The sequence below is a fragment of the Clostridioides sp. ES-S-0006-03 genome (genome assembly GCF_020662275.1).
Classification (GTDB): domain Bacteria; phylum Bacillota; class Clostridia; order Peptostreptococcales; family Peptostreptococcaceae; genus Clostridioides.
This window is the reverse complement of record NZ_JADGMM010000004.1, coordinates 1-13,820: the sequence shown is the minus strand read 5'-3', so window position 1 is coordinate 13,820 and position 13,820 is coordinate 1. Positions and strand designations below refer to the sequence as shown.

15 protein-coding genes are annotated in these 13,820 nt (G+C 28.6%); 4 read left to right on the top strand and 11 right to left on the bottom strand.

Annotated elements, in window-relative coordinates:
* Window positions 1-48 precede the first annotated feature (48 nt).
* From IR151_RS06325 to IR151_RS06315, 3 genes are all read right to left on the bottom strand, one after another.
* Window positions 49-714, bottom strand: coding sequence for an MgtC/SapB family protein (locus tag IR151_RS06325; RefSeq protein ID WP_227433682.1), 666 nt, complete (start codon window positions 712-714; stop codon window positions 49-51).
* Between the two features lie 174 nt (window positions 715-888).
* Entirely contained in the window at window positions 889-1,050 is a 162-nt protein-coding gene (locus IR151_RS06320; protein WP_009891746.1) for an aspartyl-phosphate phosphatase Spo0E family protein, read from the bottom strand.
* A 77-nt stretch (window positions 1,051-1,127) separates the two neighbouring features.
* Window positions 1,128-1,637 carry a Gx transporter family protein gene (locus IR151_RS06315; protein ID WP_227433681.1) on the bottom strand — a complete coding sequence of 170 codons (510 nt, stop codon included), beginning with the start codon at window positions 1,635-1,637 and terminating at the stop codon, window positions 1,128-1,130.
* A gap of 206 nt (window positions 1,638-1,843) precedes the next feature.
* On the opposite strand from IR151_RS06315, the gene IR151_RS06310 reads away from it, so the two are divergent.
* Complete coding sequence (locus tag IR151_RS06310; protein ID WP_227433680.1) at window positions 1,844-2,062, top strand: FeoA family protein; 219 nt, start codon at window positions 1,844-1,846, stop codon at window positions 2,060-2,062.
* A 17-nt stretch (window positions 2,063-2,079) separates the two neighbouring features.
* The gene (feoB, locus tag IR151_RS06305) at window positions 2,080-4,026 is read left to right on the top strand and encodes a ferrous iron transport protein B (RefSeq protein WP_227433679.1); all 1,947 of its coding nucleotides are present in this window, start codon (window positions 2,080-2,082) and stop codon (window positions 4,024-4,026) included.
* Window positions 4,027-4,236: 210 nt separating this feature from the next.
* Here the strand turns inward: feoB and IR151_RS06300 are convergent, their stop codons facing one another.
* A complete protein-coding gene (locus tag IR151_RS06300) occupies window positions 4,237-4,422 on the bottom strand; it encodes a hypothetical protein (RefSeq protein ID WP_227433678.1) in 186 nt (61 codons plus the stop codon).
* A gap of 171 nt (window positions 4,423-4,593) precedes the next feature.
* Between IR151_RS06300 and IR151_RS06295 the strand changes: the two genes are divergently transcribed.
* Window positions 4,594-5,175, top strand: coding sequence for a TetR/AcrR family transcriptional regulator (locus IR151_RS06295; RefSeq protein WP_227433677.1), 582 nt, complete (start codon window positions 4,594-4,596; stop codon window positions 5,173-5,175).
* 68 nt (window positions 5,176-5,243) lie between these two features.
* Here the strand turns inward: IR151_RS06295 and IR151_RS06290 are convergent, their stop codons facing one another.
* The 7 genes from IR151_RS06290 to IR151_RS06260 form a co-directional block, all read right to left on the bottom strand.
* Window positions 5,244-5,411, bottom strand: coding sequence for a hypothetical protein (locus tag IR151_RS06290; RefSeq protein ID WP_227433676.1), 168 nt, complete (start codon window positions 5,409-5,411; stop codon window positions 5,244-5,246).
* Window positions 5,412-5,421: 10 nt separating this feature from the next.
* Window positions 5,422-5,667 carry a hypothetical protein gene (locus tag IR151_RS06285; protein WP_227433675.1) on the bottom strand — a complete coding sequence of 82 codons (246 nt, stop codon included), beginning with the start codon at window positions 5,665-5,667 and terminating at the stop codon, window positions 5,422-5,424.
* Between the two features lie 252 nt (window positions 5,668-5,919).
* Window positions 5,920-6,723 (bottom strand): pyrroline-5-carboxylate reductase, encoded by an 804-nt coding sequence (gene proC, locus IR151_RS06280; protein WP_227433674.1) that lies wholly within the window; start codon window positions 6,721-6,723, stop codon window positions 5,920-5,922.
* A 303-nt stretch (window positions 6,724-7,026) separates the two neighbouring features.
* On the bottom strand, window positions 7,027-9,396 hold the full coding sequence (hypD, locus tag IR151_RS06275; protein ID WP_227433673.1) for a trans-4-hydroxy-L-proline dehydratase: 2,370 nt from the start codon (window positions 9,394-9,396) through the stop codon (window positions 7,027-7,029).
* Window positions 9,397-9,400: 4 nt separating this feature from the next.
* Window positions 9,401-10,309 (bottom strand): trans-4-hydroxy-L-proline dehydratase activase, encoded by a 909-nt coding sequence (locus tag IR151_RS06270; RefSeq protein WP_227433672.1) that lies wholly within the window; start codon window positions 10,307-10,309, stop codon window positions 9,401-9,403.
* 346 nt (window positions 10,310-10,655) lie between these two features.
* Window positions 10,656-11,735: a serine protease HtrA gene (gene htrA, locus IR151_RS06265; RefSeq protein WP_227433671.1), complete on the bottom strand. Its 1,080-nt coding sequence runs from the start codon at window positions 11,733-11,735 to the stop codon at window positions 10,656-10,658.
* Between the two features lie 154 nt (window positions 11,736-11,889).
* Window positions 11,890-13,239, bottom strand: a complete 1,350-nt coding sequence (locus tag IR151_RS06260; protein ID WP_227433670.1) for a glucose-6-phosphate isomerase — start codon at window positions 13,237-13,239, stop codon at window positions 11,890-11,892.
* Between the two features lie 330 nt (window positions 13,240-13,569).
* Here IR151_RS06260 and IR151_RS06255 point away from each other — a divergent pair.
* Window positions 13,570-13,820 (top strand): hypothetical protein (locus IR151_RS06255; protein ID WP_227433669.1); only part of this gene is annotated, 251 nt, incomplete at its 3' end.

Sequence of the window (13,820 nt, the reverse complement as noted above, 5' to 3'; positions counted from 1 at the left end):
AATTCATTTTTATATTTTATTTACTTTACAAAATATATTGTATATATTTTAGTCCAAATAATCTACATTTATTACTCCTTCTATCATATTTATTTCTTTCATAATATCATGTAAGTGTATTCTCTTATCATAAGATATAAAAAAGTTTACTTTCCAATATTCTTCACTACGACATTCTATTTCCATATTCCTTACAATAAGTTGATTTTTTTCAAATTTATCATATAAAAAAGGTATTGAATCTAAATTATTTATTTTTAATATCAATACATTTTTTTCTTGACTAAATAGAAACGTATTTAGTATCCTAAGCACAAATAATGCTATCATTACAAACAACCATCCTAAAATTGCTAGCTCATAATAACCATAACCAACCGCTATACCAATACATGCAGTTGCCCACATCCCAGCGGCTGTAGTAAGCCCCTTCACTCCACCTTTGTTCTTTAGAATTGCTCCTGCACCTAAAAAACCAATTCCAGACAACACTTGAGCAGGCATTCTTGCTGGGTCAGCATTTGTATATAAACTATAGTCAGACAATAACTGGATTGAAGTTATTGAAGTAATACAAGAACCTATTGCTATTAATATATGTGTTCTAAATCCTGCAAATTGCCTTATCTTTTCTCTCTCTAGTCCTATTATTCCTCCTATAACTAATGCTAATAATAATCTTATTGCTATCTCCTTAGTTCCTATATCGCCCATAATATAAAACCTCCTGACCCAATTATAATTTATATCATATAAATAGCTTCTACATCATATCATACAGATAATTTCTATATCAAAAATAACATCTTATACCTTAATATTATTATTAGTATATGATAAATAGTAATATCTGTTAATTTTTAATACAAAAAAACCCACAACTGTGGGCTATTTGCTTAAGTACATGTATTTATTTATTAATATATCTATTTTCTTACTTGATTCTACGAGCTCTTCTTGAAATATTTCTGGATATTCTATGTATGTATTTATCTCTTCCCTAACTGCTTCAATTTCATTTTTTAACGCTTCTAATTCATTGTTCGCCATAATAATCACCACTATTACAAATTTGTATATTTTTATATACATTTTATCAAACAATATTATATTTTGTCAATATTATGTCAATAAAACTTACTATAAAAATGCTTTAATTTGGGCACCGTATACCTAGATACTAATCCTACAAACATACCCGTTACTAATGATGCCATTAACATAAATGGCAAGTATCCTATAGCAAGTATATTTTCTATTATTAAACTTGCAACTATTAATTGACCTATATTATGCCCTATTGCCCCTAAAATACTTATTCCTATCATTGATAATCCCTTTATTTTACTTGCTAAATACATAAATAAAAGGCTCAAATAAGCTCCTCCTATGCTAAATAAAAGATAAGATAGAGGACCTGCAAATATTGATGACAAAATTACCCTGATAGTAACAATTATAACAGTATCTCTGACACCTAACAACATTAATGAAATTAAAGTTATAATATTACTCAAACCCAATTTTGCTCCTGGAAATATAATTATAAGAGGGTTTGGTATATATGTCTCTAGTACATATAAGGCTAAACTGTATCCTATCATAAGACCTAAAAATGTCATTTTTCTAGTTTTCATTAAGTTAATTCCTCCAAATTTTATATATCATATTACATTATAATACAAAATATATAAAAACACCTAATTTAGACTAAAATATTCTATAATATATTTAAAGTAAATATCATCAATTTGAACTTGTAATTCCCCCTATAATCCTTGACTTTTTGTATCATACTTGTTACAATTTTAATGATAATGAATTTCATTAGGAGGTGTTAATAATGACTGTTTACGATTTGAAAATAGGAGAAAAAGGACTTATTAATAATATAGATGGAGATATTAAATTATCTAAAAGATTACTTGCACTTGGATGTATAAATAGTACTGAAATAGAAGTTAAAAAAGTTGCTCCATTTGGAGACCCAATTATAATTAGATTTAGAGGATTTGACTTAGCTATTAGAAAATCTGATGCTAAAAATATTTCTTTACAATAATAGAGGAGGAGCTACCTGTGATTAATGTAGCATTATTAGGAAACCCAAATGTTGGTAAGACTACTGTTTTTAACCTGCTTACAGGCTCAAATCAGTATGTTGGTAACTGGCCTGGTGTTACTATTGAGAAAAAAGAAGGATTTATTGGGAAAGAAATAAAGGTTGTAGATTTACCTGGTATATATGCAATGGATACTTTCTCAAATGAAGAAAAGGTTTCTAAGTCATATTTAGAAAATGAAGATGTTGATGTAATAGTGAATGTAGTAGATGCTTCTAACTTATCAAGAAATCTCTACTTAACAACTCAACTTATGCAATTTAATAAACCTATCGTTATACTGCTTAACATGTTAGATATTGCAGAATCTAAGGGTGTTAATATAGATGATAAAAAATTAAGTGAAGAACTTGGAGTAATTGTTGTTCCAATCATCGCAAAAAAGAAAGATGGCGTAGAAAAAATAGAATCAGAAATTAAAGATGCTACTAAAAAATCATTTAAATATCGAACAGACTTTGGAAGCGAAACAGAAACGTATAAGAAGTTAGAATCTATCTTATCAAGATGTACAAAGACTACATATACACACAAAAAATCTATCAGTGATAAAATAGACAATATAGTTTTAAATCCTATATTAGCCTATCCAATATTTATTGGTGTATTGTTTCTTTTATTTAAGTTCACCTTTGATTGGGTTGGAGGCCCACTTCAAGAGGGCTTTGCAGGCCTTATAGAAGCTTATATCTCTACACCCGTTAGTGATATGTTAGCTAACTCTAGCCCATGGTTTAAATCACTTATTGTTGATGGAATAATTGGAGGTGTTGGTGGTACTTTACCATTCTTCCCTTTAATATTTACATTATTCTTTGGTATATCTCTATTTGAAGATAGTGGATATATGTCAAGAACAGCATTTTTGATGGATAAAGTTATGAGAAAGGTTGGTCTATCTGGTAAAGCTTTTATACCCATAGTTATGGGTATGGGATGTTCTTCTCCTGCTATAATGGCAACTAGAACACTAGAAAGTGAAAAAGACAGAAGAGTTACAGCTCTTATTGCACCACTTATGACTTGTGGAGCAAAGCTACCTATATATGCATTATTTGTAGCTATATTTTTCCCACACAATGCTGCTTTAGTAACTACATCATTATACTTGGTCGGTATCATTATGGCAATTGTGGTTGCACTAGTTTTAAATAAAACAGCTTTTAAGACAGAGGCTGAACCATTTATATTAGAGTTACCAGAATATAGAATACCTACTATAGACGCACTTATTAAAAATACTTGGAATAAATCAAAAGGTTTTTTAATAAGAGTAGTTACTGTAATGTTTGCAATGTCAGTTGTTATTTGGGGACTTTCTTCATTTAATGTATTTGGATTTACAGAAGATATAAATGTAAGCTTTTTAGCTACTATAGGTCATATTATATCTCCTATATTTAAACCTCTTGGTTTTGATGACTGGAGAACTTCAGTTGCTATCTTAAGTGGTCTTGGAGCAAAAGAAATCGTGGTAAACTCTTTGAATATACTATATGGTAATTTGACTGTTGTATTACCAACAATATTTAATGGTGTTACTGCATATACATTCTTAATATTTACAGCTCTATATACTCCATGTATAGCTGCTCTTGCAACTATGAAAAAAGAATATGGAAATAAAATGATGTTTACATCATTTGCATATCAGTTTATATTAGCATGGATAATGGCTTTTATAGTTAAAAGTATTGGCGGAGTATTATTTATGGGAAATTCAATAATGGAGGCTTTAATCGGCGGAATAATCATAGTTCTTGCATTTTTAATTTTGTTTAATAAATTTAAATCTACCAAAAATGGAAATAGCTGTAGTGGATGTTCTGGTTGTTCTGGTTGTCCAAGTACTAATTCTTGCTCAGGTGAGGAAAACAGTAATAAAAAAAGTAGTACACACTAATATGTAAATATTTTAATTTAAAAATAAATTTAAAGAGCTATCTTTCAAAAATAGTTCTTACAAAAATCTTGTTATAACAATATAGAAGCTATCACACAAACAAATGTAAATTTTTGTGTAATAGCTTCTTTTTTACTTATTTAGTCTCTTATTTACTTATTTAGCCTCTTATTACCTAACTTCATGTTCAACTCCCTATGTTTCTACAAATCAATCTTCTTTTGTTTTTACCTCATATGTTTCTTCACCATCATATAATTCTTTGAATAATTTTGCAGTTTTTTTACCTGCTTTTGCATAAGCTTTTCCAACTTCAACACCAGTTTCATGGTATGCTTTCCCAATTTTTTTAGAAGAAGATACTATATTTTCTATTTCTTTTTTTATACTATTCATATAAAATTCCACCTTTCCAAAAACTTGATTTTTATTTTAGATAGAGTATACTATTATATAATATTATACACAATGTATAAATTATAAATGTTTTGTATAGTTCTATACAAATTAAATAAATTTTGTATGAATTTATACATATATCAAAAAATTATTGGAGATAATTAGAAGATGAAAAAAGAAAGAAGAGATATAAGAAAATCAAAAGAAGCAATAAAGCAAGCATTTATTAAACTAAGTATAAATAGTGATATTAGTAAAATTACTGTGAAAGAAGTTTTAGAATTAGCTGATGTAAGTAGAGGAACATTTTATGCACACTTTAAAGATATTTATGATGTTCAAGAACAAATAGAAGAAGAACTATTCAATAAATGTATAAGTCTAATGAAGGAAAGTAATATTTATGATATTGTTGAAAATCCATATCCTCAAATTTTAGAAATTGTTACCTTTTTCCAAGAACATGCAAACACAATTAAAAATTTATCTTGTAATGGTAAAAGTACATCCTTTTTTTATAAATATAAAGAAATACTGAAAAAAGGCATTCAAGAAAGTAGTCATACAATAGAAGATAAAAAAACAGTTGATATTTTGGATGCTTGTATTATAGGAGGAATTATAGATGGCTGTTTAGAAATGATTTCTAAAGAATATAGTGGAAATAATTCAGAAACAGCAGAAAAAACTGCAAAAATTATTAGTATATTTATTACAAAAGGTATGCATGGGCTGAAAAATAAAATATAAAATAAAAATTCCTATGGTATCATTAAAAAACCATAGGAATTTTTATTAATTATGGTTATAATTATTAATTAATTAGAACCATAAACTTCTTCTTTTGTATAACATTTGCTATCAATTAGTATCTTATCTAAATTTTCTTTTATAACCAAGCGTCCAATAATAAGACTCGCTGATATTGGTTTTTCACTACCATTATCCAAAGTGTCAGTATAGTTAATTCTTTCTCCTCTAGCCACGTAATAGGCTTCATTTATAGCGGTTTATGCTAATACCTTTCCGTCCATATATAGTACTTGATTGTGTTCCTGCAATGATTTGTTTCACTGCTTCTAACTGGGCATCCATATCTGTAGTATCTTTAGGTCTTATAATTAAGACATATATACTACTGTCAATTAGCTTTATGCACACTTCATTTTGTGTTTTTCTATCTTTAATATAACTAAGACATATATCAATTTCAACACCAAGTTCTTTTGCTAGTTTTTCCATATATCAAAAACCGTTAAAATAATAGATTCTATTGGCTATTTATATAAATATTTTATTTTAAAATAAAATTCATATTATCAAACTAATATTTAAAAAGATTAATACATATCTATATAATCTGTAAAAAATCAATATGAAGATTACTTCTTTTTTATTTAGTAGAATTATAGTTGTTAATACATATAAATAATGTCTCAAAATAAACTACAAAATTCATTTTGAGACATATATTTTTATCTTATTCTTAATTTACTATTTACTCATATCTTTAGATTTATCTATGCAAGCGACAATAGATTTTATAACTGCTGATCTAAATCCTTCTTCTTCTAACACTTTAACTGCTTCTATAGTAGTTCCTGCTGGAGAACAAACCATATCTTTTAATTCTCCTGGATGTTTTCCAGTTTCAAGAACCATCTTAGCTGAGCCCATAACAGCTTGAGATGCAAATTTATAAGCTTGCTGTCTTGGCATACCAGCTAGTACTGCTGCGTCTGCAATAGCTTCTATAAACATAAATACATATGCAGGAGAAGAGCCGCTAATACCTGTAACTGTATCCATTAAATATTCTGCTACTATTTCTGCTTCTCCGAATGATTCAAATAGAGCTTTAATCATATTCAATTCTTCATCAGTAACATTTGAATTTTTACAAAGAGCTGACATACCTTCTCCAACAAGTGCTGGAGTATTTGGCATTACTCTTACTATCTTTTTATCTGAACCTATAATACTTTCAAGAGTTTCTATAGTTTTTCCTGCTGCTATTGATACTATTATTTTACTTGCATCTATTAATTCTTTAAGTGGAGCTAAAGCTTTTTCACATATATTAGGCTTAAGTGCTACTATCACTACATCTGAATTTGCAACAGCCACCTTTGAATCAGTTGTAGTATTTATTCCAAATTGTTCTTTTACTTTATCTAAAGCAACTTGACTTAAGTCTGATACAGTTATATCTTCTGCTTTTACTAATCCTGATTTTACTATACCACCTATCATTGCACTTCCCATATTTCCTGAACCAATAAATCCTAAAGTTTTCATATCAAATCTCCTCTTTTTCTATTAGTTTTTATTTTAAAGTAGCTAAATTTATAATATTTTAACTGCTTAAAATTATCTTAGTTATTATAAAATATAATTTTATTATGATTATTATAAATTACTTCTTTATATAGTTTATTAAATATAAATTTAACGATTTTTTCATTAAACTCAACGAGCTAACTTCCCATCCAGAAAGTTAGCTCAGAATTAATCTAAAATTTTTTAAAATGGTATCTGGTAATATATACTATTATACCAGTTACATTTTTATATAGTAAGAAGTTTTATTTACAAACAATCCTAGAATGTTTGCTCAGTTCTACCTATTATTTCATCTTGTAATGTTCTACTTAAATTGTTGAAATGGTCACTATATCCTGCAACTCTAACTATTAAGTCTTTGTAATCTTGAGGATTCTTTTGAGCCTCTAATAATACATTTTTATCAAATACATTGAATTGTATATGATGTCCATCCATATTAAAGTATGCTCTTACTAGATTAGCCATGTTGTCTAATCCTTTTTCACCTTGTACTACTGATGGTGCAAATCTTTGATTTAACAATGTTCCACCAGTTTTTATATGGTCCATCTTAGCACAAGATTTTATAACTGCTGTAGGTCCATTAGTATCTCCACCTTTTTCTGGAGAGATTCCTTCTGAAACTGGCTTTGCACAAAGTCTACCATTTGCACTTGCTCCCATAATTTCTCCAAAGTATACATGGCAAGTAGTTGGCAACATATCTACTCTATATTCTCCACCACAAACAGTTGGTCTACCAGTTACTTCATTGTAATATGCATTAAATATTTCTTCCATTATTCCATCAGCATAATCATCATCATTTCCATACTTAGGAGTTTTATTTGAAACTATATTAAGTATAGCTTCATATCCTTCAAAGTTAGAATCAAGTGCCTTAAGTAATGTATCCATATCAAATTTTTTCTTGTCAAATACATTATATTTTATTGCTGTTAAACTATCTGTTATAGTTCCTATACCAACACCTTGTATATATCTAGTGTTATATCTTGCTCCACCTCTTTGATAGTCTTTACCTTTTGCTATACAATCATCAACTATTGTAGACATAAGTGGGCAAGGCATATGTTTTGCACATATATTTTCTATTACAGCATTTCCTTGTATTTTTATATCAATCATATAATGTAACTGCTTTTTAAATGCGTCAAATAATTCTTCATAAGATTTAAAATCTCTAGGGTCTCCAGTTTCAATACCTATTTGCTTTTTCGCAATTGGGTCATAACCGTTATTTAGTGTTAATTCAAGTATTTTTGGAATATTCATATATCCAGTTAAAACATATGCTTCTTTACCAAAACATCCAGTTTCAACACAACCACTAGTTCCTCCAAGTCTTGCATCTTCTATAGTTTTACCAGCTTCCATAAGCTCTTGAACTATTGCTTCAGTATTATAAAATGCTGGTTGACCCCATCCTTTTCTTGATATTTCACAAGCTCTCTTTAAGAATTTTTGAGGAGTCTTTTTACTTATTTGAACATTTGAACTAGGTTGTATTAATTTCATTTCATCCATAACATCAAGTATTATATAACTAACTTCATTAACACCATCTTGACCATCTGGATTTATTCCACCAGTATTTATATTTGCAAAGTCTGTATATGTGCTACTCTCTTTCAGTGTTATACCAACTTTTGGTGGTGCTGGTTGATTGTTAAATTTAACCCATAAACATTCAAGTAATTCTTGTGCTCTATCTCTATCTAATATTCCATTTTCTACATCTCTTTCATAAAAAGGATTTAGATGTTGGTCTAGTCTTCCTGGAGTAAATGCATCCCATATATTAAGCTCAGTAGTAACCCCTATATGAACAAACCAGTACATTTGTATAGCTTGATGATAAGTTTCTGGTTTATGAGCTGGTACAACATCACAAGTTTCAGCAATTAACAATAAGTCTTTTTTCTTAGCTTCATCAGTTTCTTCTTCTGCCATTTTTCTTGCCTTTTCAGCATATCTCTTTCCTAATATAACCATTGCATCACAAGCTATTGCCATAGCTTCTAAATCAGCTTTTTTATTATATGCATCTAAGTCATTAAGGAAATCTAATTCTTTTAGTCTTGCTTCTATATCTTTCTTTAAATCTAAAAATCCTTTTTTATATATTGTATCTCCACAAACTGTGTGTCCTGGAGCTCTTTGTTCCATAAACTCTGTAAACATACCTGCTTCATATGCTGCTAACCATTCAGGTGTCATAGCATTTATTATCTTATCTCTGGTTTGTCTCTTCTTCCAGAAAGGTATTATTTCCTCTTGATGTATTTTTCTAGATTCTTCAGACACACTAAAATTTATTATGTCTCTATTATGCATTACTTCTAAATCTTCCATTGTATGACAACAAATTTCTGGATATGTTGGTGCTCCATTAGGTGAATCTCCTTTTTCGCCTACTATTAATTCTCCATCATTTATACTAAGAGTTCTGTTTTCAATGTAATGTTTAAATGATAAAGCACGAAGTACAGGAATTTCTACACTTCCTTCATATTTTTTATAAGCTTCTGTCATAAGTACTGCTCTTTCAATAGATATGTGTGGTTCTGCATTAACACTTTCTTCTCTTAATTTTTTAGTTCTTTCAAAAGTTCCTCTTAACATTTTATTACCCCCCAATCTTAGTATTGAAATTACTTGCTTCAAACAGCCTTTTTATTTCTTCTAATTTTTCTTCAGTAGGTCTTTGTAACTCTTCTCCTTCATACTTTTTATAAATTTTATCATACTTATGTTTACCAATGTTATGATATGGAAGAAGACTTACATCTTTTATATTCAAAGGCTTTAAAAACTCTATCATTTTTTTAACCTCTAAATTTTCATCATCTACATTTACACCTACAATTAATGGTATTCTTATATTTATATTAGCTCCTGATTCACTCAAAAGTTTAACATTTTTAAGTATTAAATCATTTGATTTTCCTGTAAATTTTATATGTTTTTCCTCATCAATAAGTTTAATATCGTATAAGAACAAATCTGCACATTCAGCAACTCTTTCGTAATTTTCTGACTTTGCATATCCACAAGTATCAATTGCCACATGAATTCCCTTTGATTTACACATGTTTATTACTCCACAAATAAAATCCATATCTTGAGCCATTACTTCGCCACCTGATAAAGTTACTCCTCCACCTGATTCTTCATAGAAAATTCTATCTTTTTCTATCTCTTTAACCAGTTCTTTAACAGAATACTCTTGACCTACTATTTCTCTAGCATTGTTTATACAATAATCTAAACAAGTTTCACAAAACTCACATTTTTCTTGGTCTAGACATATTTTTGTTTCACCTTTGTAAATTGCTTTGTGAGGACATATATTTATACATGCTTCACATCTTGAACATCTCTCTTCATTATACAAAACTTGTTTTGTATATGTTTGACTTTCTGGATTATGACACCAAACACATTCAAGTGGGCATCCTTTAAAAAAAACTGTACTTCTTATCCCTGGACCATCATGTATACTACATTTTTGTAAATTTATAACTAATGGATTCATAATTTTTTCACCCCTAAAGAATATCCATTCCTTTTTTTTCATCTTTATGTAATTCATCTTCATAGGTTATTTCTATGAAAAGCATTTCTACAATTACATAATACTATATTCGTTATTATTTTGTCTATATTTTTTTAGTAATATTAAAAATTTTTATTTTATTATGATATTTATATTGATTTTATAAATTAAATTTAAATATTTATTAATTTTATTTTTATAAGTAAATATAGATAATCTCTATAAACAATATGTTATTTTAATTAATTTAGATATATATACTATAAAAATTAAATAAAAACAGAGACTACACTTTACCATGTAGTCTCTGTTTCTCTAGTAACATTTAGAATTTTACATTTATTGTTACTGCTTTTCCGCCTCTATTTAATGTAATTTTTGTGCTAGCACCTTTTGAGAAAGTATATAACTTTTTATTAAGGTCATTCATACCAGTTATATCTGCATCTCCTACTTTAGTTATAATATCCCCTACTTTTACTCCTGCTTTTTCTGCTGATGAACCAGATATTACTTCTGCAACATATACTCCTTTGTCAGTACTTAATTTTGTACCTGTAGCTGCTTCATAATTTGATACATCGGTTCCTTTTATACCTAAAGTTACTTTTTCATATTTTCCAGTTTTTATTACTTCTTCAACTATACTTTTAGCTGTATTGATTGGTATCGCAAATCCTAACCCTTCTGCTTGAGAAGCTTTTGCTGTATTTATACCAATTACTTGACCTTTTTGATTTAACAATGGCCCTCCACTATTTCCTGCATTTATACTTGCATCAGTTTGTAATAACCCTGTCATATTAGTTTTTTCTGTTTGTATAGTTCTATCTAATCCACTTATTATACCTTGAGTAACTGTCTTTTGGAAGTCTAGTCCAAGTGGGTTACCTATTGCTATTGATATATCTCCAACTTTTACTTTATCACTATCTGCAAATTCAGCTGGTGTTAATCCAGTTTTATCAACTTTAACTATAGCCAAATCAAGTTGTTGGTCAAACCATACCACTTTACCTGATGTTGTTGAACCATCATTAAATAAAACATTAACACTAGTTGCTTGGCCATCTGATATAACATGAGAATTAGTAAGTATATATCCATTTGAATCTACTATAATCCCAGTTCCTACTCCTTGTGTTTCAGTTGGTATTGCAAACATATTACTAGTATCGACGCTAGTTGTCGTAATACCTACAACAGATGGTGTTGCCTTTTCTGCAACTGCTTGGTAAATGTTTTGGCTCTTTCCATCATCACTTACAACTATGGGCGTAGAACTTCCTGTAGATTTACTTCCTAAATTATCTTTAACTAAAATTATTGTTAGCAAACTACTAAGTATTGAACTTATTATAGCGACTAATATTACTAAACTTATACCTTTCTTTCTTCTTGACATCTCATACCACTCCCTATCTAAATATAATATAAATTATCAAAATATATTTTTCCCAATTTTCCATAAAAAAATGAAATCATCTATTTTGAGTAAACTCTCTTTCGATGATTTCATTATATTATTCTAATCTTAATTAAACCTTAACTATCTAAAATTATTTAAGTCTTTTTTCTAATTCTTCTTTTTCTTTTTCATAACCTGGTTTTCCTAGTAAAGCAAACATATTTTTCTTGTATGCTTCTACTCCTGGTTGGTCAAATGGATTAACTCCTAGTAAATATCCACTTATTCCACAAGCTTTTTCAAAGAAATACACTAAATATCCAAAATTATACTCATCTAACTTAGGTATATTTATTACCAAGTTAGGCACTTTTCCATCAGTATGTGCTAATAGAGTACCTTCAAAAGCTTTATGATTTACAAAATCTACAGTTTTGCCTGCTAAATAATTTAAACCATCTAAATCTACTTCTTCTGAATTTATAGTTATATTTCTCTTAGAACTTTCAACATTAAGTACTGTTTCAAATAAAAGTCTTTTTCCATCTTGAATATATTGTCCCATAGAATGTAAGTCTGTTGAAAAATCTACAGAAGCAGGAAATAATCCTTTATTTTCTTTTCCTTCACTTTCTCCATAAAGTTGTTTCCACCACTCACTCATATAATGTAGTTGAGGTTCATAGTTAACCAATAACTCTACATCTTTTCCTTTTCTATGTAAAATTGTTCTAGCTACAGCATATTTATAACTGTCATTATTTTTTAAGTCAGAATTTTGAAATGCTTCACGAGCATCATTTGCACCATTCATTATGGCATCAATATCAAGTCCTGCAGCTGCAATAGGAAGTAATCCAACAGCTGTCAATACAGAAAAACGACCACCTACATCATCTGGTATTACAAAAGTCTCATATCCTTCTTCTGTAGCTAATTGTCTAAGCGCCCCTTTACTTGAATCTGTTGTTGCATATATTCTCTTTCTAGCTTCTTCTTTTCCATATTTTTTTTCTAAATAATTTTTAAATATTCTAAAAGCAAGAGCTGGCTCTGTAGTAGTACCTGATTTAGATATTACATTTACAGAAACATCTTTACCTTCAATTACATCTAGTAAATCCATAATATATGTTGAGCTTATGTTATGACCTACAAAATATACTTCAGGAGCATTTCTTTGCTCTTTTTTAAGCCCATTTCTAAAAGAATGACTTACCATGTCTATCGCAGCTCTTGAACCCAAATAAGAGCCTCCTATACCGATTACTAAAAGAACCTCAGAATCAGATTTTATCTTCTCAGCAGATTTTTTTATTCTAGCAAACTCTTCCTTATCATAATTTTTAGGAAGGTCTATCCATCCTAAAAAAGTATTTCCTAAACCAGTTTTATTATGTAACATATCATGTGCCACATCTACATACGGCTGCATGACATCTATTTCTTTTTGGCAAAAAAATTCCGTAGCTTTACTATAATCAAAATTTATTTTTCCCATTTAAATCCCTCTTTTCAGCATATGCGTTTTACAGAGATTATAACATAAAATCTAGGTGTTTTTTTAAAAAGTTTGCCACAAAATAATGCATATATCCTCAAGCATTATTAGGAAATCGATTCTTCTAAATATTACAACTATTTGTCAATTATAAAATTTTAATTAAATAAATGAATAGTCCAATAGCAAAATTTTATCTTTTTATTTCTCTCATATATATAAAATGTAACTTATTATAAATGTATTTTTCTTAACAATAATCTGTTGATTAAAATAATTAAGAATGTTATGCTAATTGTAATTATTAAAAGGGAAAAGAGGTAATTTAATATGTTTAAGCAAAGATTATTTAAGTTATTATCTAGCACATTGGTACTTAGTATGTTATTTACAGCTACTCCAAATATTGCTTTTGCTGATAATGACACAAAAAACATCTCTGATAAGTATCAAAGCTCTGATATAGAGTTAAATGATTATAGTAAAGGTTCGGAGTCTTACACAAAAACTAGAGCTCTTGCTAAAGAGAAAATTCAAACTTTACTATCTAAATATGGAGCTGTAAGCGCTCAATATGCTCT